This is a genomic window from Desulfosporosinus sp. OT (genome assembly GCF_000224515.1).
In the GTDB taxonomy this organism is placed as follows: Bacteria; Bacillota; Desulfitobacteriia; order Desulfitobacteriales; family Desulfitobacteriaceae; genus Desulfosporosinus.
Genome location: NZ_AGAF01000232.1, coordinates 1 through 25,001 on the forward strand (window position 1 = coordinate 1; position 25,001 = coordinate 25,001).

General features: G+C 43.6%; 24 protein-coding genes and 1 other RNA gene. 4 read left to right on the forward strand and 21 right to left on the reverse strand.

Going from position 1 to position 25,001, the window contains the following annotated elements:
* Positions 1–271: 271 nt before the first annotated feature.
* From DOT_RS27965 to DOT_RS21685, 4 genes are all read right to left on the reverse strand, one after another.
* The gene (locus tag DOT_RS27965) at positions 272–1,174 is read right to left on the reverse strand and encodes a hypothetical protein (protein WP_009623595.1); all 903 of its coding nucleotides are present in this window, start codon (positions 1,172–1,174) and stop codon (positions 272–274) included.
* Between the two features lie 23 nt (positions 1,175–1,197).
* The gene (locus DOT_RS21680; RefSeq protein WP_040413143.1) at positions 1,198–1,410 is read right to left on the reverse strand and encodes a hypothetical protein; all 213 of its coding nucleotides are present in this window, start codon (positions 1,408–1,410) and stop codon (positions 1,198–1,200) included.
* Positions 1,411–1,565: 155 nt separating this feature from the next.
* Positions 1,566–1,727, reverse strand: coding sequence for a hypothetical protein (locus DOT_RS31150; RefSeq protein WP_009623599.1), 162 nt, complete (start codon positions 1,725–1,727; stop codon positions 1,566–1,568).
* Between the two features lie 198 nt (positions 1,728–1,925).
* Positions 1,926–2,156, reverse strand: coding sequence for a helix-turn-helix transcriptional regulator (locus tag DOT_RS21685; RefSeq protein ID WP_009623601.1), 231 nt, complete (start codon positions 2,154–2,156; stop codon positions 1,926–1,928).
* 107 nt (positions 2,157–2,263) lie between these two features.
* On the opposite strand from DOT_RS21685, the gene DOT_RS21690 reads away from it, so the two are divergent.
* From DOT_RS21690 to DOT_RS21705, 4 genes are all read left to right on the forward strand, one after another.
* Complete coding sequence (locus DOT_RS21690; protein WP_009623603.1) at positions 2,264–2,674, forward strand: helix-turn-helix transcriptional regulator; 411 nt, start codon at positions 2,264–2,266, stop codon at positions 2,672–2,674.
* A 41-nt stretch (positions 2,675–2,715) separates the two neighbouring features.
* Positions 2,716–3,135, forward strand: a complete 420-nt coding sequence (locus DOT_RS21695; protein WP_040413145.1) for an ImmA/IrrE family metallo-endopeptidase — start codon at positions 2,716–2,718, stop codon at positions 3,133–3,135.
* Between the two features lie 468 nt (positions 3,136–3,603).
* Complete coding sequence (locus DOT_RS21700; RefSeq protein WP_009623607.1) at positions 3,604–3,897, forward strand: hypothetical protein; 294 nt, start codon at positions 3,604–3,606, stop codon at positions 3,895–3,897.
* A complete protein-coding gene (locus tag DOT_RS21705) occupies positions 3,897–4,568 on the forward strand; it encodes a GSU2403 family nucleotidyltransferase fold protein (RefSeq protein ID WP_009623608.1) in 672 nt (223 codons plus the stop codon). The genes DOT_RS21700 and DOT_RS21705 overlap by 1 nt, the downstream gene beginning before the upstream one ends.
* 1,614 nt (positions 4,569–6,182) lie before the next feature.
* On the opposite strand, the gene ssrA is transcribed toward DOT_RS21705, so the two are convergent.
* From ssrA to glpK, 17 genes are all read right to left on the reverse strand, one after another.
* Positions 6,183–6,534, reverse strand: a transfer-messenger RNA (tmRNA) gene (gene ssrA / locus DOT_RS29065).
* 162 nt (positions 6,535–6,696) lie between these two features.
* A complete protein-coding gene (smpB, locus tag DOT_RS21715) occupies positions 6,697–7,167 on the reverse strand; it encodes an SsrA-binding protein SmpB (protein WP_009623612.1) in 471 nt (156 codons plus the stop codon).
* A gap of 248 nt (positions 7,168–7,415) precedes the next feature.
* On the reverse strand, positions 7,416–8,183 hold the full coding sequence (locus DOT_RS21720) for an alpha/beta fold hydrolase (protein WP_009623614.1): 768 nt from the start codon (positions 8,181–8,183) through the stop codon (positions 7,416–7,418).
* Positions 8,184–8,316: 133 nt separating this feature from the next.
* On the reverse strand, positions 8,317–8,541 hold the full coding sequence (gene secG, locus DOT_RS21725) for a preprotein translocase subunit SecG (protein ID WP_040413146.1): 225 nt from the start codon (positions 8,539–8,541) through the stop codon (positions 8,317–8,319).
* A 129-nt stretch (positions 8,542–8,670) separates the two neighbouring features.
* Positions 8,671–9,948, reverse strand: coding sequence for a phosphopyruvate hydratase (eno, locus tag DOT_RS21730; protein ID WP_009623617.1), 1,278 nt, complete (start codon positions 9,946–9,948; stop codon positions 8,671–8,673).
* A 117-nt stretch (positions 9,949–10,065) separates the two neighbouring features.
* Positions 10,066–11,610, reverse strand: coding sequence for a 2,3-bisphosphoglycerate-independent phosphoglycerate mutase (gpmI, locus tag DOT_RS21735; protein ID WP_009623619.1), 1,545 nt, complete (start codon positions 11,608–11,610; stop codon positions 10,066–10,068).
* Positions 11,611–11,612: 2 nt separating this feature from the next.
* Positions 11,613–12,398, reverse strand: a complete 786-nt coding sequence (gene tpiA / locus DOT_RS21740; protein WP_009623621.1) for a triose-phosphate isomerase — start codon at positions 12,396–12,398, stop codon at positions 11,613–11,615.
* Positions 12,399–12,554: 156 nt separating this feature from the next.
* Entirely contained in the window at positions 12,555–13,742 is a 1,188-nt protein-coding gene (locus tag DOT_RS21745; protein ID WP_009623623.1) for a phosphoglycerate kinase, read from the reverse strand.
* Positions 13,743–13,958: 216 nt separating this feature from the next.
* Positions 13,959–15,692 carry a pyruvate kinase gene (gene pyk / locus DOT_RS21750; RefSeq protein ID WP_009623625.1) on the reverse strand — a complete coding sequence of 578 codons (1,734 nt, stop codon included), beginning with the start codon at positions 15,690–15,692 and terminating at the stop codon, positions 13,959–13,961.
* A gap of 48 nt (positions 15,693–15,740) precedes the next feature.
* On the reverse strand, positions 15,741–16,313 hold the full coding sequence (locus tag DOT_RS21755; RefSeq protein WP_009623627.1) for a glycerol-3-phosphate responsive antiterminator: 573 nt from the start codon (positions 16,311–16,313) through the stop codon (positions 15,741–15,743).
* Between the two features lie 164 nt (positions 16,314–16,477).
* Entirely contained in the window at positions 16,478–17,488 is a 1,011-nt protein-coding gene (gene gap, locus DOT_RS21760; RefSeq protein WP_009623628.1) for a type I glyceraldehyde-3-phosphate dehydrogenase, read from the reverse strand.
* 284 nt (positions 17,489–17,772) lie between these two features.
* Positions 17,773–18,294, reverse strand: a complete 522-nt coding sequence (locus tag DOT_RS21765; RefSeq protein ID WP_009623632.1) for a type 1 glutamine amidotransferase domain-containing protein — start codon at positions 18,292–18,294, stop codon at positions 17,773–17,775.
* Between the two features lie 34 nt (positions 18,295–18,328).
* Positions 18,329–18,910: a glycerol-3-phosphate 1-O-acyltransferase PlsY gene (plsY, locus tag DOT_RS21770; protein WP_009623636.1), complete on the reverse strand. Its 582-nt coding sequence runs from the start codon at positions 18,908–18,910 to the stop codon at positions 18,329–18,331.
* 259 nt (positions 18,911–19,169) lie between these two features.
* Positions 19,170–20,414: an anaerobic glycerol-3-phosphate dehydrogenase subunit C gene (locus tag DOT_RS21775; protein ID WP_009623638.1), complete on the reverse strand. Its 1,245-nt coding sequence runs from the start codon at positions 20,412–20,414 to the stop codon at positions 19,170–19,172.
* Positions 20,415–20,453: 39 nt separating this feature from the next.
* Positions 20,454–21,701, reverse strand: coding sequence for an FAD-binding protein (locus tag DOT_RS21780; protein ID WP_242833889.1), 1,248 nt, complete (start codon positions 21,699–21,701; stop codon positions 20,454–20,456).
* Entirely contained in the window at positions 21,698–23,317 is a 1,620-nt protein-coding gene (gene glpA, locus DOT_RS21785; protein ID WP_009623642.1) for an anaerobic glycerol-3-phosphate dehydrogenase subunit GlpA, read from the reverse strand. Before glpA ends, DOT_RS21780 begins: the two co-directional genes overlap by 4 nt.
* Positions 23,318–23,487: 170 nt before the next feature.
* Complete coding sequence (glpK, locus tag DOT_RS21790; RefSeq protein ID WP_009623644.1) at positions 23,488–24,984, reverse strand: glycerol kinase GlpK; 1,497 nt, start codon at positions 24,982–24,984, stop codon at positions 23,488–23,490.
* Positions 24,985–25,001 lie beyond the last annotated feature (17 nt).

The window sequence follows — 25,001 nt, forward strand, 5'->3', positions numbered from 1 at the left end:
ATTGAACCGGGTGGAGCTGGTGGGTCGTGATCAGCTTATCAAGATGCTAAATCGCTACAATGAGACATTAAGGACCTTGCACGCCAAACCCTAAAACGATCATAATCGTTACTTGGATGAAATCCACAAACATTACAAGCGACTTGTCTTAACTCACAATTTCGTTTAATATGAGAAGTGAAAATATTAAGTACTCCTTCGTGTTCGCCCACTTCGGTTGCCGCCGTCGTGGGCTTTTCCTTTTTAAACGACATCATGCATCATTCAACTCCTACCCTCTTACCCTAACTTGATGTCCTTCCGAAATATAAATTACATCATCATTACAATGGACCTGGATTTTACTTTTTCCATCGAAGCTCCATTCATATCGGCCACTAATCCACCCGTTACCGAATTTCACTTGCAGAGCACTTCCGGCATGGACGGGCACACCGTTTACATAATGACGCAAACCACTTGACTCTTCATGAAGGATAATCGCACCTTGAACCCAGCCCTCTGGAATCTTATTCGGAGCCATAGGGTCTTTTTCCTCAGACCATTTACGGCATTCCAAATTAAGTTTGTATGAAATGGGTTCTACCCAAGTAACATCCTCTGAATATTGTCTTCCTGTCCAAGCAGAAAACTGTTCATTAGTAAATAGAATCCGTACATTTTCCATAAAGGGATTCCGTTGGTATTCTTCAGTATCCGTCTCTCGATATTCGATTTGTTGAGACCATATTGCTGAAATAAAATCATCCGTACTCATAAAACGGGAAATTGGCAACGTTTGGACAAATTGAGCCCGCTTTTTACCGATAGACGTTTCAGCGAAATCTTCTTTCTCTCTATGGCATAAATCTCTATACACTAGGAACATTCCAAAATGGTACATAAAGATATCGATTTCACCACTCATATGTTTGTCGATAATTAGCTTTACGAAGGTAAGCCGATTTGATTTCGACTTTATAAGTTCATAGGAGATAAGGATTCTATGCTGAAGTTGAAGATTCGTGAAGAATGACTTTGAATATTGGTATTCGTAGCTCACAGATTGACGATGAATAGATCGGTTAATAATCACGGGCCATGTGGCTCTTGATTTGCCTCCGAATCCCCGTTCACTGAGTCCGATGAACATTTTTTCTAATTGAGTCACAGCGTCCTTTATGTGTACTGACATTGTGGTTAACCCCCTTTCTTTCCTCACAACCTTACGGATCTACCCTTGAGGAATTGATTTTGAATCCACCCATTATGAGTTAAGGCATTATAAGCGTAGGATAAATCTTCTCGCGCATTAACAGTTTCAACCTGAAAAGGCTTCAAGGACATTTTGTATATCCCCCAGTAACTTGATTTCTCAACGGTAACGCCCAGCTTATAACCGTTAATTACAACGTTAAAGTCGTATTTCAATTTACTTCAACCCCTTAGTCTTTCCGCCTAAAAAGAGGAAACGTCTTGATTTACTCACATTGGGCGGCATTTTCTTTTTGACTTCTCAGTTTATTTCGCCTGTTTCCATACAGGATCTTCCACAATTACGTCGAAACTACTTTAAGATGCCCCCTTTATACAATTGCTTGCTTATGCAGCCGCCCGTTCTCCGCCTCCTCCTTAAGTATCTGCTTAAGAACCAAACGTGCCAACAAATCAATCCCTCTTTCAGGATTAGGATGTGGTACAAATTTAACAGTAAGATTGACTGTGATCTCTTGCGGTTTACGTGACACTATCTTCCCCTCCTTTCGTTAACATACTAGGGGCTATTACTTGCTTCTCTCCTTCCCCCATTTTCGGGCTTTATTTTGGGCAATTTAATTATCTGTGGATATTTTTATTACCCACGATGACAAAAAAATAATATTGCTTTTTAAAATAGTATTGACCCGGATAATTTTATTACCTATAATGGATTAAAGATAATAAAATTACCTGTTGATAAGCCTCCTTTTCATTGATTCAAAGTAATCTGGAAATAAAACTTTTTCATCAATATCAAAATATTGTGCGAGTTTAAACATTAGGTCCCGGCCTGGGGTAAAAGCCCCACCTTCAATCTTTCTAACGTATATTTCCGAAATACCAACATCTTTCGCTACTTTAGCCTGTGTGCCTTTTAACTTTCGCATAGCTTTAAAAGTCAAACGCGCATTATTCATTTTCAATGTCACCTCTTTCTGTTAGATCAATTATATGGGCAATATTTTTACCCGTCAAGTAGTTTTGGGTAAAAATATTACATTTTTTTTAAATGGAGGAATATATTATGTCCATCGGTAAAGTACTTACCAAGTTAAGGACACAAAAAGGTATGAGTCAATATGACGTTGCAGATAAATTAGGAATTCAGCGATCACGCTATAATGCTTGGGAAAACGAACGCGCCGAACCAAAACTGGATATGATTAATACTTTAGCCGACTTCTTCGGGGTAACTCCTGACTACTTATTACAGTATAAAACTAAATCTGATACTCCTTCTTGGGCCACAGCCAAGGATAAGCGCGATTTCAAAAAAATGCTTGAAGAGGATGATGACCTAATGTTTGACGGCGTTCCCATCGAAGGTGATGATCGACAACGAATCAAAGATGTCCTTACTGGCCTTTTCTGGGAAGCGAAACAGATGAACAAACGCAAAAAGAAACCCGACAGCACGAACGACACCAAAAAATAATCCATGGTGCCGTTTTTTTATAAAGGGGTGCATATTAAAATATGGACAAGCTTATACATACCTTAAGACGTAAGTATAATACCAATTGCCCCTTCACTATTGCTGAACACCTTAATATCCATATCCGTTTTGCTGATCTTGGTAAATACACCCGTGGTATTTATTATAGTAAACTCAGGCGTAGATTTATCGTAATTAACTCTAGGCTAGATTCCCACTGGCAACGTTTTATATGCGCTCACGAGCTGGCACACGACAGGCTCCATAGAGGTTTAAATCGTTTCTTTATGGATCAATATTCCTTTTTAAACACAAATAGGTACGAAAGACAAGCTAATGAATTCGCAGTTCAATTGCTCCTATCCACTACAAATATACATACTGGTGAGACCATTGAACATTTCTTTCTTAGAAATGGCGTGCCGACCGAAATGATTAAATATTTTTATAAGAACTTTTAAGAACGAATTTATAGAAATCCTCTGCCCATATCTTTTTTGCCATCTTGATGAACACGTGTTCTTTTCCTTGTAAAAAAGAGGAATATACACAATGAGCAGAATTATCCGTGCAGCATCCTATGCAGATATAGGGCTTTAGTTTGAATAAGGGCTTGAGGCTTTTAGAGCCTTCGGAAAAGGAAAACCCTAGCTGGATTAGGCCTAGGTCCGACGAAATTCAGGTTTAGGTAATGAATAAAATGGTTAAATATACCTCATCTTTTAACCAACACATGTTGTATTTGCGTTGAATGTTGGTTAAACTATATTTAACTAAAAGACTATTAGGTTATATTATGTAGTGGTTAAAAATGGATGATTTGTAACACTTTCAAATTTTAAAGCTAAAATATAGTAATGACATTTAACTAACAAACTATAGCATTTTCTTGGTTTGTTGGTTAAAATATAGTTAGGAGGGATAGTCGAATGATAAAAAATGTTTTAAGGGAAGAACTTGATAGGCTCCAGCGTATGGAAAAAGTCTACCGTGAAAAGATTGCTATGCTTCCGAAGGGTAGTATCCAATATAAGTATATAAATGGCCGTAAATATCCGTATCTTTTTGTTCGAGAGGGGAAACAAGTTAAAAGTCAATATTTAAAACTTGATGAGAAAGCACTTAGTGAATTTCAGTTTCAGATTGAACAGAGAAGGAAGTACGAAAAAGTTCTAATAGATATAAATAAAGATTATAAGATAATTTCAAAGGCAATTCACTGATGAGCAACGAAAAGGATATTTTTAGGAATATTATTTGTATACTTGGAGACTTAGGCATTCTAGAACACTTGCTTTTAATTGGCAGTTGGGCTGAATATTTGTATGAGATTACCTATTTCGAAGACTTTCAAGCCAATCTACGGACCCGAGATGTGGATATGTTAATTATGAATTTGGGGCGTCCGAGAGAAAAAATTAATATTAAAAGAGCGTTGGAAGAACATGGCTTTATTTACGAGGTAGATAGATTAACTGGCGTCACAAAGTTTTTTCAGGGAACACTAGAATTAGAATTCTTAGCGCGGGAAATTGGTGCAGGACAAACGGAACCTTATGTTTCACGGTCCCTGGGGGTTAAAGTTGAAGGGTTACGTCACATGGATATGTTAATTGATTCTCAGATGAAATTAGAAATTTACGGATATTTAATTAATGTCCCTACCCCACATGCCTATGTATTGCATAAACTATTGATATGGCCAACACGCGGAGCTAAACAAGAAAAGGATATGCGTGCAATAGAAAATCTTTTAGATACTTTTGAATGCTTTTCGTCAGAGAAAGATAATTTGATAGAAATGTATCGTAATAAGCTAACCCGGAAACAAATCAAAACTATCGATATGGTTTGTAAAAATAATGCAATTAAGTTATTTACAGACCAGTTTTAACATAAGACTCGCCCCCACATAGAAATCCTATGCGTGGGGGCTTATTTATTGGACCTATCCTAGACTGTGAGTGACAGAATATAGAAGGGAGGAATATACACAAAATGAGCAGAATTATCCGTGCAGCATCCTATGCTAGATATAGTAGTGACAATCAACGCGAGGAATCCATTACAGCCCAAAATAGAGCCATTGAGGAATACTGCAAGAGAAAAGGCTATGCACTAGTTAAAAGGTACGCAGATGAGGCTAAGAGCGCTACAACGGATAATAGATCTGACTTCCAACGCATGATCGAGGAAAGTGCGTTAGGGGTGTTCGAGGTGGTGGTTGTGCATAAATTTGACCGTTTTGCACGGAACCGCTATGACTCAGCTTTTTATAAACGAAAGCTAAAACTTAACCTGATCAAGGTAGAAAGTGTTTTAGAGCAATTGGATAATTCTCCCGAGTCTGTTATTCTTGAATCAGTTCTAGAGGGCATGGCTGAATATTATAGCAAGAACCTTGCTCGTGAGGTACGTAAAGGGCTTAATGAAAATGCGATGAAAGCCACCCACAACGGGGGCCGTCCACCATATGGCCTCAAAGTTAATCCTAAAACTCAAATGTATGAAATTGACGTAAAAAGATACAAAGCCGTTCAAATGTATTTCGAAGGACTTGATGCTGATTTAACAAGAGCCGAGATTGCCCGATTAATAAATCGTGCTGGATTCAGAACTTACACCGGAGATGAATTTAAGATTACAAGTTTTGATACCTGGGCAACAAACCCCAAATACAAAGGTGATTATGTATGGAATGCCAGCTCATCAAAAGATGAATCGGGTAAACGAAACAGCCATCTCAAAAAACCTATTGAAGAGCAAATTATTCTTAAAGGGGCAATTCCGGCCATTGTTCCGGAGGATCTCTGGGAAAGGGTGAATGCTAAATTGAAAAAAAGAGAAAGCAACAGTGAAAAAGTTCGATTGAAAGCAAAAGCAGTTTATCTACTTAGCGGTAAGGTTTTCTGCTTTCAGTGTGGTAACCAAATTTCAGGTGAGTCTTACACCAGCCGTGGCCGAAAATACGCCTATTATAAATGTTCCAGCAAGTGCGAAAATAAGGGGATTCCAAAAGGACTCCTTGAGAACGTCGTTATAGATAAATTGATAGAAATTTGTTTTTCGCCTGAAGCTATTCAAAGGATAGTGGAAAAAGTCCAAAAACTGTACAAAGAAAAACAAGGTACGGTTACCAATGATGCCAAACCACTTAAAGAAGAAATCGCTTCTTTAGAGGCCAAAATAAACAATTGGATTGATGCCATTGGAGACGGTGTGCTTGACAGAAATATTCTGGCCACAAAAATTAAAGAAGCCAATGAAAAGAAAGTTTTTCTTACTTCTCAGTTGGCTCAGGTTGAAATTATTCAGAAAACGCCGGAAATTGATGACGCGGCAATCATAAAAGTATTAAACAACAGAAAAGCCGCCCTTTTATCCGATAATCCAACGGATCAAAAGGCGGTCATTCAGGAATATGTTGACACTATAAATGTTTTCTTTACTGGTGATAAAAAACTTGATATAGAGATCACTGTTAAATTCAATATGTTAGGTGTACCAATGGTGGAGGCGAGGGGATTTGCACCCCTGTATCGAAGAGCTGCCACAAAAGCGTCTACGCGTGTATCCTTTATTTTAAGTTTCGCCAGTCTTGACTCCTAAAGGAGAGGATTCAGTTCAGGCTAGCTCGATAATCTTAGCTAACGTCTCCGAGCATTGACATTAGAGCAACCTACTTATTTGACACCCTGGCCCTTCACCGTAGGTTACAGAAGGCAGGATGCTAGCGGCACTTAAGCAGCTAGGGCGTAATTATTTTCGTTAACTATTAGGTCCACCGTTTAACGAGACCAGGTGGAATCTCGACGCGCAACTCTTGCCACCGCTTCCCCGAGCGAGTCTAGAACGCCCCCATGTAAAGTTCTAACATGCTTAGTATAACACATTTTCGTGTAAAGAATAGCTAAATATCTATGGAATCGCTGCATTTTAGTGGAAAATATTAAATCAATATCTTTTTATAGTCTTCTGAGCAATAAAACCATTAGATATTTGAATTAAAACTTGTATTAAACTTAATATGCTTTATTACGATCTCTTAAAGCTCGCTCAATATCACGTTTACCTTCACGTTCGGCAAGAGATTGCCGCTTGTCGTAATTTTTCTTTCCTTGCCCAACCGCCAATTCAACTTTAGCCAAGCCTTTCTTTAAATAAATTTTAATTGGTATGAGAGTTAAGCCTTGCAACTGAATTTTTCCGACTAATTTATTAATTTCAGCACGGTGCAGTAATAATTTACGCGGTCGCAAGGGATCATGGTTAAAGCGATTTCCTTGTTCGTAAGGGCTGATATGCATCTGATGAACCCAGACTTCGCCATCGTTCAAACGAGCATAACTGTCTTTCAAATTCACTTTCCCGTTACGGATGGATTTTATTTCTGTCCCGGTAAGGATGATTCCTGCCTCAACTCTATCTTCAATAAAATAATCATGGAAGGCTTTGCGATTTTCTGAGACAATTTTAATCCCCTCGTGAGACATAGTATTCCTCCTCTCCTTAGAATTTTAGTATACCACAAATTACCTTATATATCCAAAATAACCTTGTGGATTTCTACTCATACACATTTCAATCCATCTCTTTTTATAATAGAACTTTTTCTAATCCTTTTTTCTTAGTACCTTTCTCCAAAAGCTAATCAAATAATTGTATTCCAATATTATTATAATGCTTCCGAAATGCTTTTAACTTGCCAATGATTTTACTCTTTCGCCCTAAACTGTAAAGGTTAAAGCTTTATCGAATCCAATCCTTGGAGAAATTCATGAACTTTTAGAGCAACCTCTTCCCGTTCCGGCCCGAGCGTTAAAATATGTCCAGATTTTCCCCAATTAAGAACCTCCGGCTTTATCTGCTGCATTTCATTCTTAATAATTTGGACGCTGATGGGGTTAACTGTAAGATCCTTATCGCTTTGCATCAATAATGTTGGGCACGTAATCTCCTTTAGATTACGTCGCACCTTGCGAATTGCCCTGTTCAGAGAAATCAGAGCATCCACTGGGATCCTCTCATAGACAAAACGTTCATTTTCCAGCTGAGAGGCTAATCCTAAGTAATGCTTCTTCGGCTTTCTTACAAACGTTTTGAAAGGCCGAATAAGTCGGACATATCTGGTTCGCTGGTTAACCAGCACCATCGGTGCGTTCATGGAAACAATCCCCTCGGTCAAACCCAGAGTAGCCAGATGAAGTGCTAACAATCCCCCCATAGAAAGACCAACGACAATCACTGTCTGACAAGACTTTCTCAGTTCCCTTACCCCAGCTTCCGCATCTTTAACCCAGTCCTCCCACTGTGTTTTGGCCATCTCTTCCGGAGTCGTTCCATGCCCTGAAAGTCGTATCCCCAGAACCGACCACCCAAATTTAGCTAACCGTTCACCGATCAAGCGCATTTCCGAAGGAGATCCTGAAAACCCATGAATTAGTAAGCACCCAACATGGTTTCCTGGGAAATTAAAGGGCTCAAGTAAGCGTTTTGTTGGTTCAACCAAAACCATCCCTGCTTTCCTTTTCGAAGCCTGTCTTCGAAAAGTCTTGGATAATAGCACGAAAGGGGCACCTCATTTGAAGTGCCCCTCTTGATTGACATTATAACTGGAAAAATAGAGCATTGATCAGGTTTTACTATTTAAGGATAGCTAGACCTAAAGAACTCAGCAAAAATACACCCGCTAAAACGGCCGTAAGTTTCGCGAACAATTCATCCATACCTTTCTTTTTCCCAAACACTGATTCGCCAGCCCCTGCAATCGCACCTGACAACCCAGCACTCCTTCCAGACTGAAGCAATACCGTCGCAATGAGTCCTATAGAGCTAAGGACCAAAAGTATAACCAAAGCAATTACCAATTTACTCACTCCCTAAGGCAACCCTAGGTCACCATTCGATCAAACTACTACTTATTAAGTAATAGAACTATTCTAGCACATGCTTCAGCAAAACTCAAGAAACTTCAGGTTAAGTGAACTATCTCTGTTCTACCTAGCTAACGCTTTCCTGCCGCGATAAACTGCGCTCTCCCCAAGTTCTTCCTCAATTCGGAGTAGTTCATTGTACTTGGCCACCCGTTCTGTCCGTGCCGGAGCTCCTGTTTTTATCATACCTGCATTGACGGCAACAGCCACATGAGCGAGAGTGACGTCTTCCGTTTCGCCTGAACGATGCGAAACCACTGCTGTATATCCTGCCCGTTTGGCCATCTCAATGGCATCCAAGGTTTCAGTTAAAGTTCCGATTTGGTTGAGCTTAATGAGAATCGAGTTGGCACATTTCTCCTTAATTCCACGAGCCAAGCGCTCCGGGTTGGTTACGAATAAATCGTCCCCAACGAGCTGAACACGATCTCCTAAGCGCTCGGTCAACTTACGCCAGCCTTCCCAATCGTCTTCATGCAGTCCATCTTCTATAGAAACAATCGGATACCGTTTGATCAGTCCCTCATAGAAATCAATCATCTCATCCGAAGTCTTCTTGACCCCCTCACCAGCTAAGTCATAGATTCCATTTTCGTAAATTTCTGAGGCTGCGACATCAAGAGCCAACGCCACATCTTCTCCTGGAACATATCCTGCCCTTTGAATAGCGTCGACAATGCAGAGTAGCGCATCTTCGTTGGATTCAAGGTTAGGCGCAAAACCACCTTCATCCCCGACTGCTGTTGCAAGGGCTTTTTCTTTTAAAACGGCTTTCAGACTGTGGTATACTTCTGTCCCCATGCGCAAGGCCTCAGCAAAGCTCGACGCTCCGACTGGCATAACCATAAATTCCTGAATGTCCACATTGTTATCGGCATGACTGCCACCATTCAAAATATTCATCATCGGTACCGGAAGCTCTTTGGCATTTACCCCGCCTAAATATTGATAAAGCGGTAACCCTAACGACTCCGCAGCCGCTTTAGCTGCTGCTAAAGACACTCCAAGGATCGCGTTCGCACCCAGTTTCCCTTTATTTTCAGTTCCATCAAGTTCAATTAAGGTCCGGTCTAATCCTGGTTGGTCGAATGGATTCAGCCCCTCTACTTCTGGAGCAATTAACGAGTTGACATTCTCAAGTGCTTTCAGTACGCCTTTGCCCATATAACGGGTTTTATCGCCATCCCTAAGCTCGACTGCCTCAAAAGCCCCCGTAGAAGCGCCTGAAGGAACAGCGGCACGACCTATAATCCCATCGGTGAGGACAACATCTACTTCTATCGTTGGGTTTCCTCGAGAATCCAATATCTCGCGTGCATAAACATCTGTAATGAAATTCATTTGTATATCCCCTTTCATTTTTAGAAAAACCCCGAATTTTGGAGTCCTTACTTCCTCAAGTGCCCTTTAACCCTTTAAATGGTTCAAAGAGTTTAAGCTGGTCTGGACTGCTTTAATTTACGATTTAAGTAACGATTTCCCCGTCATTTCCTTCGGTACGGGAATATTGAGCAATTCGAGAATGGTGGACGCAACATCACACAAAGCGCCGCCTTCTCGTAGCAGTTGCCCTTTGAACGTATCATTAACCAAAATGAACGGTACTAAATTTGTGGAGTGGGCCGTCAACGGAAGCTTCGTCTGGGGATCCACTTTTTCTTCAGCATTCCCATGATCAGCTGTTATAAGGAGGGTCCCGCCCACTTTTTGCAACTCATCACAAATCTCGCCTAAACATTTGTCGACCGCCTCCACGGCTTTAACTGTTGCCTCGAATACGCCAGTATGTCCAACCATATCCGGGTTGGCAAAGTTAAGAATGATCACATCATATGTAGTTTTCCTCAGTTGCTCTAGGAGTGTTCGCGTTAATTCTGGGGCACTCATCTCAGGCTGGAGGTTATATGTCGAAACTTTGGGTGAAGGAATGAGAATTCGTTCTTCGCCCGGATCAGATTCTTCAATTCCGCCATTAAAAAAGAACGTCACATGCGCATACTTTTCAGTTTCTGCAATCCGTAATTGCTTTAATCCATGTTGTGAAAGAACTTCTCCCAACGTATTTTTCAAGTTCTGTTGCGGGAACGCAATCGGTGCGCAGATTGTGTCCTCATATGAAGTCATACACACAAAGTGGACACGCGGGTGAACTGGGCATTCAAACCCTGTAACTTCATCGTCTACGAAGGCATGAGCAATTTCCCGCGCCCGATCTGAGCGGAAGTTAAAGAAGAGTACACTGTCCCCCTCTTGAATAGTGCCCACTGGTTTCCCCTCTTCATCGACAATCACCGTTGGGAGCACGAATTCATCCGTCACGCGCACATCATAGGAACTCTCTACCGCAGCTAAAGCACTAGCGGCGCATTTTCCTTCGCCCAAAGCCAAGGCTCGGTAGCCTTTCTCTAAACGTTCCCAGCGATGGTCTCGATCCATCACATAATAACGGCCACTTACCGAAGCGAGTTTGCCAATCCCCAGATCACTAAGTTTCTGTTCGAGTTGAGCGATATAAAGTTTGGCACTCTGCGGTAGAACATCGCGGCCATCGAGAATAGCATGGACATATACTTTCTCTAACCCCTGTTCCTTTGCCATCTCTAAAAGGGCAAATAGGTGCTCTATATGAGAATGGACTCCTCCGTCAGAGAGTAAGCCTAAAAGGTGGAAGGCCTTATTATCGAGACGGGCATGATTCATAGCTTCGACTAGGACGGGATTCTTAAGTAACGTTCCATCTTCAATCGCTTTAAAGATCCGGGTTAACTCTTGATAGACGACCCGGCCTGCCCCCATATTCAAGTGTCCAACTTCAGAATTTCCCATTTGGCCCTTTGGTAGCCCCACGGCCTCCCCTGATGCCTTCAGGGTGGTGTGGGGGTATGCATTTTCCAAGCGCTGAAAGTTGGGCAAATTCGCCTGGGCAATGGCGTTTCCTTCGGTGACCTCGCGATGACCCCACCCATCCAAAATCATCAGCAGAACTGGTTTGGCAACCTCCATCATTATATCCCTTCCACGCGCGCTACAGGAGAACCCGCGTTAAATATTAGTTTAGCAAAACTTTGAGGATCAAGGCTTGCTCCACCTACCAAAGCACCGTCAACATCCGACTCGGTCATTAGCTCGGCTATGTTTTCCGCTTTGACACTTCCACCGTAGAGAATGGGTACTTTTTCGGCGGCAGACCCCATGAGACCAGTCAAGGTGGTCCGGATTGCTGCACACATTTCTTGGGCATCTTTACTAGAAGCTGTTTTCCCAGTGCCAATCGCCCAGATCGGCTCATAAGCCACGACTATTCGGTTTAGCTCCTCTGGAGGTAAGCCAGCAAGAGCACGAGATACCTGACCCTGGACCTTCTCAGCTGCTTTTCCTTCTTCACGGATGTTCAGATTTTCCCCGACACAAAGGATCGGCTTAAGTCCTACAGCCAACGCTTTCTGCAACTTCTTCGCAATCGCTTCATCTGTTTCTCCGAACAGCTCGCGCCGTTCAGAGTGGCCAAGTATGACATATGTGCAGGCGACATCCAGCAGCATTTGAGCAGATATCTCTCCAGTGTAGGCCCCTTGGTCTGCCCAGGACATGTTTTGGGCCCCCAGGTGCACAATACTTTCTTCTAATTCATTTTTCAAGGGATAAAGTGCTGTAAAGGGTGCACACAGGATAATGTCAAGATCTGTAACATCCTTAACCTCTTCCAAAAATTTTACTGCATAGTCCTCTGCCTCGCTGACAGTCTTATACATTTTCCAATTGCCAGCGATGATCGGTCGACGAGTTGCCACTTTTTATTCCTCCACTTCATAATCCGAGGTCATTACAAGGTTCGAGGCGCAATATCTGATCTTCAGACCTCCCTGACCTCCAAACTATACTTCACCTCTAGAATCTACCTTCAAAATGTAACTTTAACCTTCAATTTACGAGTATCCTGCCTTGACTTATGCTTTATCCTGAAGGGCAGCAACGCCAGGCAATACTTTCCCTTCCAGAAATTCAAGTGAGGCACCACCCCCTGTTGAAATATGGGTCATTCGGTCCGCAACGCCCATTTTTTCTACGGCTGCCACAGAATCCCCGCCACCAACAATCGTGATCCCCCCACAGGAGGCAACTGCCTGCGCAACGCCCTCTGTTCCTTTAGCAAAAGCATCCATTTCAAAAACGCCCATCGGGCCGTTCCAGATCACCGTCCGAGCCGTCGAAATACGAGCCTCAAACTTCGCGGCGCTCGCCTGACCTATATCTAAAGCCATTTCATCGTCTAGAATCTCTGACACACTTACCGTACGGTGTGGGGCATCGGCCGCAAAGGCTTTGGCCACCACCACATCGATTGGCAATTCTAATTCCACGCCTTTTGCTTTGGCTTTTTCGATAAGTTGTTTTGCCAAATCCACTTTATCCTCTTCGAGAAGAGATTTTCCCACATTATAACCTTGAGCTTTCAGAAACGTATTCGCCATGCCTCCGCCTATGATTAATGCATCGACCTTTGCCAGGAGGTTTTCAATCACGCCAATCTTATCGCTCACTTTGGCACCGCCGATAATGGCCACAAAGGGACGTTCCGGCCTTTCCAAAGCATTACCCATAAATTCAACTTCTTTTTGCATAAGTAAACCCGCCACGGCTGGTATATAATGGGTAACCCCTTCAGTTGACGCATGAGCACGATGGGCAGTTCCGAAAGCATCATTGACAAACAGGTCGGCGAGTGCAGACATGTCACGGGCAAACGCAGGGTCGTTTTTCTCTTCCTCCGCATGGAAACGGACATTTTCCAACAATAGAACCTGCCCATCTTGCAGCTTGCTAACGGCTTCTGCAGCCACTGTCCCGACACAGTCTCCAACAAGACTCACGTTTTGTCCCAACTTTTCGCTCAAACGTTGAGCTACTGAATCTAAAGAATACTTCGGATTGACCTGGCCTTTAGGACGGCCCAGGTGAGATGCCAAAATCACACGAGCACCTTGTTGGACGAGATATTCTATTGTAGGCAGAGAGGCTCGTATGCGCGTATCATCCGTTATCTGTCGCTGCTCGTCCAGAGGTACGTTAAAGTCCGCTCGAACAAGAACGCGTTTTCCCTGCACCTCGACATCATTTACACTCTTTTTGTTCATACCAAAATCCCCTTTCCCGTTAGCTAGGGTTCGGATTGCACTCAGTTTGTTTTACTATTTCTATAAATATACCTTAGTATACCGAGAAAAGAAACTTCCTACTCTCCCGAACTTTCAATCAATTGATCGGAGCAATTCTCTAGTTGAGAACGCTTTATTCACTACTTCTCCATTAACCTGCGGTTTCCTGCCGGACAAGGCTTATTCCAGCCTATATTACAAAATACTCACGGTTCCCTCATAAATAACTCCAGCAAGAGCATCTACCGTTATCCTCTGTCCCTCGGAAATTGTAGTCATAATTTCCGGCAAACCTATAATCGCCGGGATGCCATATTCTAAAGCCGCAATGGCGGCATGAGATGTTAAACCAGATTCTTGAATGACTAATGCCCCAGCCAACGCTATGAGCGGAACATACCGAGCATCGGTGGCGCTAGCAACAAGAATGTCACCCTTGTTAAACGTATCATGCTCAGCTTGATGGACCATCCGGGCGGTCCCCATATATGATTTTCTCCCAATACCCTTCCCCTTGGCTAGTATCCCTCCTACCACTTGGACTTTAATCATATTCGTCGTGCCAACCTTACCAACAGGAACCCCTGCCGTAATTACCACAATATCCCCTGTTCGAATGTATCCTTTATCTAATGCTGCCGTTACTGCTACTGACAATAACTGATCGGTTCCCGGGCTTTCCGGAACCACAAGCGGTTCTATCCCCCATTGTAACGCGAGCTTTCGAGCAACTTCCGGAAAAGGTGTAGCAGCTACTATAAGAGCTTGAGGACGATATTTAGAAATCATCCGCGCAGTGATACCGGATTGAGTGGGAGTTAAAATAGCCGTCGCGTTGAGGTCACCAGCGATACTGTAGCTGGCATAGCTAATGGACTCCGCGACATTAAGATGGGGATGGCGTGTTGCCTTAGTTTCTAAAAGTGTTGTTTCTGTTCGTTTAGCGATTTTATCCATCATGCGCACTGCTTCAATGGGGAATTGTCCGGCTGCTGTTTCGCCAGACAGCATAATGGCATCCGCTCCATCTAAGATGGCATTCGCAACATCACTGGTTTCCGCCCGAGTAGGCCGAGGTTGCCGGATCATAGAATCAAGCATTTGGGTTGCCACAATAACCGGCTTCCCGAGTAAGTTACATTTTTGAATCATTTCCTTTTGATAAACTGGGACTTCTTCAACCGGGACTTCAACTCCCAAGTCTCCGCGCGCAACCATTAATCCATCGACAACTTCTAAAATAGAATCCAGATTGTTAATTCCTTCTTGACTTTCTATTTTAGCAATAATCTGAGCCGTTGCTCCCATTTCCTCGACAATTCTCCGCACCGCCAAGATATCAGACGCTTTGCGAGTAAACGAGGCGGCAATAAAATCGATCCCCTGGGTAACACCGAAACGTATGTCTTCAATATCCTTTTCAGTCACTCCAGGTAATCTAATCGAAACCCCAGGGACATTGACTCCCTTTTGTGATTTTAAGATACCACCATTACACACCCGCGTCTTAATCTCTTCTTGCTGTACCGAGATAACTTCCAGATCCAGCTGCCCGTCATCAATTAAAATATGTGTCCCGGGAACAACGTCTTGCCATAATTCTGGATAGGTTATTCCTACTCTTTCAGAGGAGCCCATTGCAGATTTCGTATCTAAAATAAACTCCGCAGCATTAGTAAGTATAATTCCCGTCTCTGGCACCATACCTGTACGGATTTCTGGCCCTTTAGTATCAAGTAGGATGCCTAGATATTTTCCCGCCTGCGCAGCTTCTTCTTTTAAGGCGGAAATTCGCACGCCATGTTCTTCATGGGTTCCGTGGGAGAAATTCAACCGGGCAACATTCATCCCTGCCGTCAACAGCTGTTGGATTTTTTCTCTGGATTCGCTTGCAGGACCAATCGTACAAATAATTTTTGTCCTTCTCATTTCAGTAACCTTCCTTATCCGTCCCTATAAACTGAGTTTTGAGTTTGCTTAGAAGTTCATATTCCATAAATGCCGCAAGCTTGTAGATACAGCATCGATCCCCTTGGAAACAGCAAGCCTTACGTCCTCTTCGGTTCTCAAGAGACCGCCACCGAGAACCGGCACGCCCAGAGCATCCTTCATTTCCTGAATTACAAACTGAGGAACGGTCGCGGGTAAGATTTCAACTGCATCGGGCTTTACCGCAGATGCCATCTTAATGCCTGTTTTGACTGACTCTGAATCTAAGACAAACAAGCGCTGAATAACCACCATACCTTCTCCGCTGGCATATTTGACTAAGTTCGGTTTGGTCGTCACCAGACCACGTAGACCCATTCTGGCCAGGAGGTGTATCCCCGCTCTATCCTTGCCCGCTCCTTCCAGCATATCCAAGTGGACAAGTAAAACCTTATTATCAGCGTGAATCTTTTTTATGATGGAGGGTAGTACATTAATGTCTGCACCTAATAGAAAGATAGTACCAATATTGGGATGGTGGATTGCTTCATTTAGATCCTCTACCCTACGAATCGTTGCCCCAATTTTCTTGTCCAACATAACAGATTTCAAAAAATCCATTTTCCCATCCCCCTACTCCCCGTATAAAACGCCTAAATATCCATTTTTCTCATTGTCCTTATTATGCTAGAAACCATTAAGAACTATCAGCCATATGCGAATACTTTTGTTAGAAAAACTTCTCACAGACTATCTCCCTGGCCTCTATTAAATAGGTCGGCAGCCTACAAGCCACTCCTGACTATCAACTTGATTAAATCTAAAATACGGTTGGAATAACCCCATTCATTATCGTACCAAGTCAGCACTTTAACCATGCGCTCGCCCATCATCATTGTTGACAATCCATCGACGATGGAGCTGGCTGGATTACCATTTAAGTCATGGGAAACGAAAGGTAATTCTGTGTACTCCAGATAACCCTTTAATTTACCTTCTGCCGCTTGGCGTAAAGTCGCGTTTATTTCTTCCTTACTAGTTGGCTTGCTTAGATTAGCTACAAAATCAACCAAAGAAACATTCGGTGTCGGGACCCTAACGGCCAATCCATTCATTCTACCTGCTAATTCAGGTATGACCAAGGTAACTGCTTTGGCTGCACCCGTGGTCGTCGGAATCATCGATTGATAGGCTGCTCGAGATCTCCGCCAATCCGAATGCTCCAGATCTAAAATACGTTGATCATTCGTAACCGAATGAGTCGTAGTCATCATCCCTTGCTCAATCCCAAAAGCATCCAATAAAACTTTGGCTACGGGAGCAAGACAGTTGGTTGTACAAGAAGCGTTCGAAATAACATGGTGCTGCAACGGATCATATTTATCATCATTAACTCCCATGACGATCGTAATATCTTCGTTCTTGGCCGGTGCAGAAATGACGACTTTTTTGGCCCCAGCCGTTAGGTGTTGAGCGGCGGCATCACGCTTTGTGAAGCGTCCAGTGGACTCGATGACAATATCTACACCCATTTTACTCCAAGGCAAATCCGATGGACTTCTCTCGGCCAAAATTTCAATGGGTTTGCCATCAACGACCATCGTTTTCCCATCAATCTCAACTGAATTAGAAAGAATTCCATGAACCGAATCATACTTGAACAAATGTGCTAATAGATCTGGGCTTCCTAGATCATTGATGGCTACCACTTCAAACGGAAGGGATTGCTTCAGAGCGGCTCGTAAGGTAAGCCGACCAATTCTACCAAAACCATTAATTGCTACACGAATACTCATTAAAATAACCTCCTCTTATTTATCTGGATATAGTCTGTGATCACTAACTTATATAGAATAAAATCGTATCAATAATAACAATGTTTCCACTTTTCAAGAGAAATTGTTCCTCAATTACCGCCTTCGACCATTTCCTATGAAAAATACAACCTCTAATAAAGTACTTCCGATTGGAACCACTTATCAGAGGTTATCTCCTTTACTCCTAACCCACTTTCAAATTTTAACCTTAATTATTATGGTGACTTTCTCAAGTACTCAATAAATATATTTCCCCAAATAAGTTAGCTGTTCCGCAAAACCCTGATAAATTCCTTCATGTAAAAAGGTAAATCTAACGGTTTTCTGCTGGATACGATATTCCCATCCACAACAACTGGTTCATCACGCCATATTCCACCAGCATTGATCATATCATCCTTTATTCCTGGCGTACTCGTTACCTGTTTGTCCTTTAAGATACCCGCCGAAGCCAGCACCCAACCTGCATGACAGATATGACCGATCGGTCTACCCTTCTCATTCATGTATCTTACAATCTCAATGACTTCCGGAAATCGTCTCAATTTATCTGGCGCCCATCCCCCCGGAACAAGCAACGCATCATAGTCCTTATAATTTATATCCATAAAAGAATACTCAGATTTAGCCGGAATGCCATATTTGCCGGTATACGTTTCATTTGCTTTTTCTCCGGCTAAGTGAGTAACTATCTCTTCCTCCATCAACCGTAGAATGGGATACCAAAGTTCTAGATCTTCAAAATTATGATCAATAAGACAGAGTACCTTAATTTCTCTTTTCAAATATATTCACGTCTTTCCTGTTTAGGAGTGGGCCTTAATACTTAAGCTTAGATTCTGTCCCTTTCAATAAGCGCTGATAATTAGCGCGATGACGTACGAAAACCAACATGCCTGCCACGAAAACGAACGCTTTATAAGCGAGAGGAGCTGGTGAAAAAAGGGTCAATAAAACAGCTGTTGCAGCACCTAGGGTAGACCCCAGCGAAACATAACGAGTAATCAACGTAACTAAAATAAAAACACCTATAGCAATCAGGGATATCCCAGGTACTAGTACCGTAATAACGCCAAATCCTGTTGCAACACCTTTGCCCGTCGGCTTAAATTTAAAAAAGGGATTCCAACTGTGTCCTATTATTGCCAGGATCCCACCGCCTACACCACCCCAAGGACCCCACAAATTAAGACAAAGCGCTGTTGCTAAGACACCCTTCAAAGCGTCCCCCGCAAACACAGCTAAGCCATACTTCGCACCTAACAATCGAAAAGCATTCGTTGAGCCAATGTTGCCACTTCCTTGTGAGCGAATATCCACGTGTCTGATACGCCCAGCTAAATAAGCAAATGGTATGGCCCCTAGGAAATAAGCACAAAGTAATGCCAAATACTTTAACATGCCCTTCTGACCTCCTCTTTTAAGCGCCAAGTTTCTCTAGTATCCTATCTCGTCTTGCGCGTTACTCTGGGCTGAGAAGGAAACTTCCTTATAACTACACCTACCATGGTTTGCTTGTTAGTTTATCAGATCTTAGCGGAAAATCAATTCAGCAAGTTCCTACTTTAAATATTTTCCGAAGTATACCTCGGGTTGAGGCTAGAGCAGTCATCGGTTGGATACAACATTAGAGTTTTGAGGTTTAGAAATATTGCCTGATTTAGTTTATCAGACCATATGCTTTGGCCAGGATGCACACAGGATGCTCCGTCAGCAGGCCCGTGCCGTGCTGAATTTGCACTTTACACACTCCACATTCAGTCGTCATACCTTGAAAATCACCGCGACCTGCCCCCACATTAATGGCTTCAAAAAGTGTACTGCCAATTTTCATTGCTTTATCATATTTCTCAGCCTTAAAGCCATAACTACCCGATAAGCCACAACAACCAGCATCAAGATTGCGGATTTTTACTCCGGGAATTAATCCCAAGATACGCAGAGCCGGCGTTCCAATTCCTTGGGCCTTTAAGTGGCAGGGAGGATGATAACCGTAGGATGCCTTAACTTCCTGAAAATCAAGGGGTAATTCTCCTTTTTCATATAGTTGCCATAGAAACTCGAACAAATCATACGTCTGGGTTCCGATGAGCTGAGCCGATGTCGTCTGCAATTTTGGATAATCTTCTTTCATTGTCAAACCGCAGCTCGTACAAGATGTAATAATCGGCAGCCCCGCTTCCAGATAAGGTCGCATTAATTCCAAATTATAAAGGCCGTTCTTATGAGCCTGCTCAAACTGACCGTTCGCCTCTAATGGTAAGCCGCAGCAATGGAAATTAGGTACTATGGTCTTATAACCCAGATGCTCTAAGACTTTAATCATAATCCGACCTGTATCAGCTTCGTTATAGCGTGTATAACAACCTGGGAAATAAACAACCTGTTTACGAGCACTTGCTCCAAGCTTTTCACCTTTGTCACCCTGCAGTTTCAAAGGTTTGGCATAGGCTGGCAAGGGGCCACTCTCGCTAATTGACAGTGCTCTATCAAGGGCCACGCGGACAAGTTTAATCTTTAAGACTTGATTTGTCAGAGACGGCCATATGACCCCGAGCTTGCCCAGATATTCTGCCCGACCCAAAACATAACCCCTCAAACGTAATTTTAGACTCAATGGGTTACTGTTCGGCGCTTGACGAGCGGCTCTCCGGGCATTAAGAATCATCTCCGTTATTTTAACGCCGGATGGGCAAGTCAGTTCACAGGTCTTGCAATTAGAGCAATCATCTAAGGTTGTTTCACCTTGAATGATCTGGCCCATACGAAACCGCTCCATATCTGGTCCTAACCCTTTTGGACCAATAAAATGCGGGTTAACTTTAGCCACCGGGCACTGAGCTGTACACACACTACATTTTTGACAAGCATCCAATCGAGCTGCCAATTCATCTCTTGAATCCACAGTCAAGGATCCCCCTTCCTTTCTAAAATGCTCCGCTCACTAAATCAATTCAGCTGCAACATAACCAGATGTAAGCGAAACCCCTCCCCCACACCTTTGAGTCCAAGGATCCCAGTGAGCAAGCATTCTTCCCACAACATGGACGTTATCCCAAACTACTTGTCCACTTGTAGGATCGAGGGGCCGCTGGAATTCATCGGTTTCTACGCCGGCCTGAGTAAACGGTTGAGGAGCAAAAAACTTGGGCCCACTCCACTCATTTGGCACATAGAGAGGTAGATCAAAAACGCCTTCAGTAATTGATTTTCTCGCCATACTCACTTTGATTCCCCCACCCAACAGTCCGCCTGTCGCTAAGATGAACTTCTTACCTTTCAACCGCAACGACTTGCCCATACTGTGGACTATTAGTTCTTGACAGGTTTTAGCCTGACCTTCAACCGTCGCTTCGCCGTTTATAGATACCGCACGAGCCCCGATCATCAGCTCACCGCCTAGATCGGTAAAGGTATGCTTGAGATATTCTGCAAAATAACGACCATGTGGGCTGGGTACAAAAGAACTCATTTCCATTACAGGCAGAGAGAATTCGTTCCTAAAGGGCTTCGTGCGCGAAGAGTCAAAGTATCCCCTGACCAAACTGGGCAGAACTACGACAACCTGGCTTGAGGACTTACCCGCCTCCTGGTACTGTCTTTTGATCCCTTCGATCTCCTGAGCGAGAGCTCTTTGCCCAGCTTCACTCCTCCAGATGGCTGCATAATCAATACTCGACACACTTTTACCCAGTCTGGTCCATTCTGCAAGAGCCTCCACCTGCATCTTTTTGACGCTCACCTGCCAACCTGGAAATTCGCGTGTCATGTTAGCTGCCACGATCTCTGGAAAAAAATCTTTCAATCCTTCAGGCACTAAAAGAACGAACCTTCCCTGCGCCTGACGATTGGGAAGAACCATGCTGCGCGGCATGAGGTCGCCTTGACGCACAGAACCTAAGACAGTAAAAGCAGTCTGTGGCTGATCACTCACAACATACTCCGGACAGATCTCCTGAACAAAGTGTTGGCCTTGAAGTATGGCCTGTGAATCGAATAAAGTATAGGGGTGTTTCGGCAAATGGCGCAGACCCTCAACGTCTCCATAATCAAAAATCCCGGAGAAATAAAAGAGTGTTCCGACCCCTTCCGTGACTAAAAGGACTTTTTTGCCTCGTTGGGCGGCTCGAATTCCTGCTATCCAACCAGCTAGACCTCCCCCCACCACTATGGCATCCCACATCTCGTTCATCCCTCACTTTCTTCGACTTTGAAATTTAGAACGTTCAAAAACAAAGCCCGTGCTAATTCACTTTCCCGAAGTTGCTCACCCCAAAGAACTGGCGTTATCCCTCGCCAACGTTCGCTTAAGAGGATTTGATATTCTTGGACAGTTCTCTCCCAACCACCAAACCTCTCTTGAATCATAGGGGTCGCCCGATAGGTACAATAGGTACCTTGACAAGTCCCCATTCCCAGTCGAGTCTGCCGACGGAGATCATCAAGCGAGTGAATCGAGGGATCTTGCAGAGCATGCAGCACTTCTGCTTGCGTGACCATTTCACATTCGCAAACATACTGTCCCAGCAGCGGTTGACAAGCTATAGCCTCAACGACGGATTCGGCTTGTTCGTTTAATCGTTCCATCATCTTGTCTGCAGCCGCGACACCTAATAACTGGCGAGCCTTATCCCAAACTTCTGTTGCTAGTTCATTTTGCAAGGGTTCTTCCGCAGTACGGCATACCGTTTGCACCCCTAATTTCGCAGCAACCCAATCGGTTACTTTCTCGGCCATCAAGCGGTAAGTCGTTAACTTGCCACCTACAATACTAACAAGCCCACGAACTCCGTCCTTCTTTTCATGATCGATAAGCGAGAAATTCCGGCTAACTCCACGCCCTTCATGATCTGAGGCATCAACGCTTTCATACAAAGGGCGAATTCCAGCAAACGCTCGGACAACTCTCTGCTGTTCAATCTCTTCTGCCAAGTTGTGACCGATCTCTATTAAATCCGTTACATCTTGTTCATTAACCTGATGATCGTCGGGCAAGTCCACTGTTTGGGATGTGGTCCCAAAAATAGTTACGGTCTCATGCGGTACAAAAATATCGCCATCACCCGGTGTCCGCAAACGATTTATTACTCGCTTAAACATCCGTTGGTTGAATACAAGGAGAGCCCCCTTGTCTTTTTGGATGTGCACGTCAAAGCCAGACATTGCCGCAATCTCAGAAGACCAAGGCCCTGCAGCATTCACGACAATCTTACTTCGCACTTGGATCGTCTCACCTGTGATCAGGTCTTCGGCATAGGCTCCTACTACTTGTCCCTGTTCTAGCCAAAGCGACTGGACTTTACAATACGTTTGATAATTTCCTCCGTATTTTTCTGCGGACTTCACGTTCGCCCAAAGCAATTTAAAACCATCGACGGTAGCATCAGGAACTTCAAAGACCCTTGCCGCCTTGCGTGTCAATAAGGGCTCGAGCCGGAAAGCCTCTTCCAGTGGAACCTCTTTAACCGGTATTCCTGCTTGTGCACACCCTTTGATCCACAACTCCAGATAGTTTGGATCATCCCCATTTAGATATACAAACCACCCTGAAGTATCTTCAATGCAATGCGCAGCAATGCGTTTCAAAATTCTGTTTTCCTCGATACACTCCTGCGCAGCTTTATCATCTTTGACCACATAACGACCGCCACTATGCAAAAGGCCATGAAAGCGTGAACTTGTCCCATGTGCTAAATCTCCTTGTTCTAACAAGAGCGCTGGTATTCCACGCAGACTAAGGTCTCTCAATATGCCAACCCCTGTTGCTCCTCCTCCAATTACTACAACCTGGGTATCGATTTCACGCATCCGTATTACCTCCTTGCCTGAAATTAAGAACCACCAAAGAAACCGTTGTTTCACAATGGCCTCTTTGGTGGCTTCACTTATTCTCAAGCCGCCTTATATGCTTTTACCCTGCTATACAATCTCATCATCGCTTGAACACTTTCTAAATATCTCAAGCAGCGTCTTGACTCTTAATCTTCTTCCCAATCTTTGCTCCGCTCGACTGCTTTCAACCAACCCTTATAGAGTTTTGCTCTCTTCTCTTCGGCCATATCAGGCTCAAAACGCCGATCAAGCAACCAACGACTTGCCAATTCTTCTTTGCTGGCCCAGAAGCCGACTGCTAGACCTGCTAAATAAGCAGCGCCTAAGGCTGTCGTCTCAATGATTTCGGGTCGATCAACCTGAGTTCCCAAAATATCTGCTTGGAACTGCATCAGTAAATTATTCGCTACCGCACCGCCATCAACTTTCAGGGACTTTAACGCGATTCCCGAATCGGCCTCCATAGAACCTAAAACATCTTTAGTTTGATAAGCCAAGGAGTCCAAAGCCGCCCGAATAATATGGGATTTTGTTGTTCCTCGAGTCAGACCAAAAATTCCTCCCCTAGCGCGCATATCCCAATACGGAGCGCCCAAGCCGACAAAAGCGGGCACAAAGTAAACGCCATCGGTATCTTTGACTTTTTTAGCAAAATACTCGGAATCTGGGGCTACATCAATCATTTTTAAACCGTCTCGCAACCACTGAATTGCTGCCCCCGCAATAAAGATGCTGCCTTCTAAAGCATATTCTACCTTACCATCGATACCCCACGCAATGGTTGTCAACAAGCCATGTTTCGAAGCGTGTATTTTGCTTCCTGTATTCATCAGCATAAAACAACCTGTACCGTAGGTGTTTTTGGCATCCCCAGGCTCGTAGCATGCTTGGCCAAACAAAGCTGCTTGCTGGTCACCAGCAACGCCGGCAATAGGAATCTCATAGCCTAAGAATACTCCTGCATCGGTATTACCATAGACTTCACTGGAATTGTGGACCTCAGGCAGCATTCCTTGTGGTACGTCCAGCATTTTTAACAATTCATTATCCCAATGCAATTCACGAATATTAAACATCATTGTTCGGGAAGCATTGGAATAATCCGTGACATGTACTTTTCCGCCAGTGAGCTTCCAGATAAGCCAGGTATCCGTCGTTCCAAACAGCAATTCACCCTTTTCAGCTTTGGCACGGGCTCCTTCGACATTATCTAAAATCCATTTTACTTTCGTTCCCGAAAAATAAGCGTCAACCACGAGACCCGTTTTTTCTCGAACCATTTCTTCATAACCCTGGGCCTTGAGGTCGTCGCAAATAGCCGTTGTTCTCCGACACTGCCAGACAATGGCATTGTACACAGGTTTACCAGTGTTTTTATCCCAAACTACCGTCGTCTCCCGCTGATTGGTAATCCCGATGGCTGCGATTTCATCGACTTTAATTCCGGTCTTAGCTATGAGCTCTGCAATCACACCATATTGGGTACTCCAAATTTCTTCGGCATCATGCTCAACCCAACCCGCCTTTGGATAGATTTGGGCAAATTCTTTTTGGGTAACTCCAACAATCTTACTTTCTTGATCAAATAGGATTGCGCGGCAACTTGTCGTGCCTTGATCAAGAGCCATAACGTATTTTTTCATAAATCACTCCACCTTAT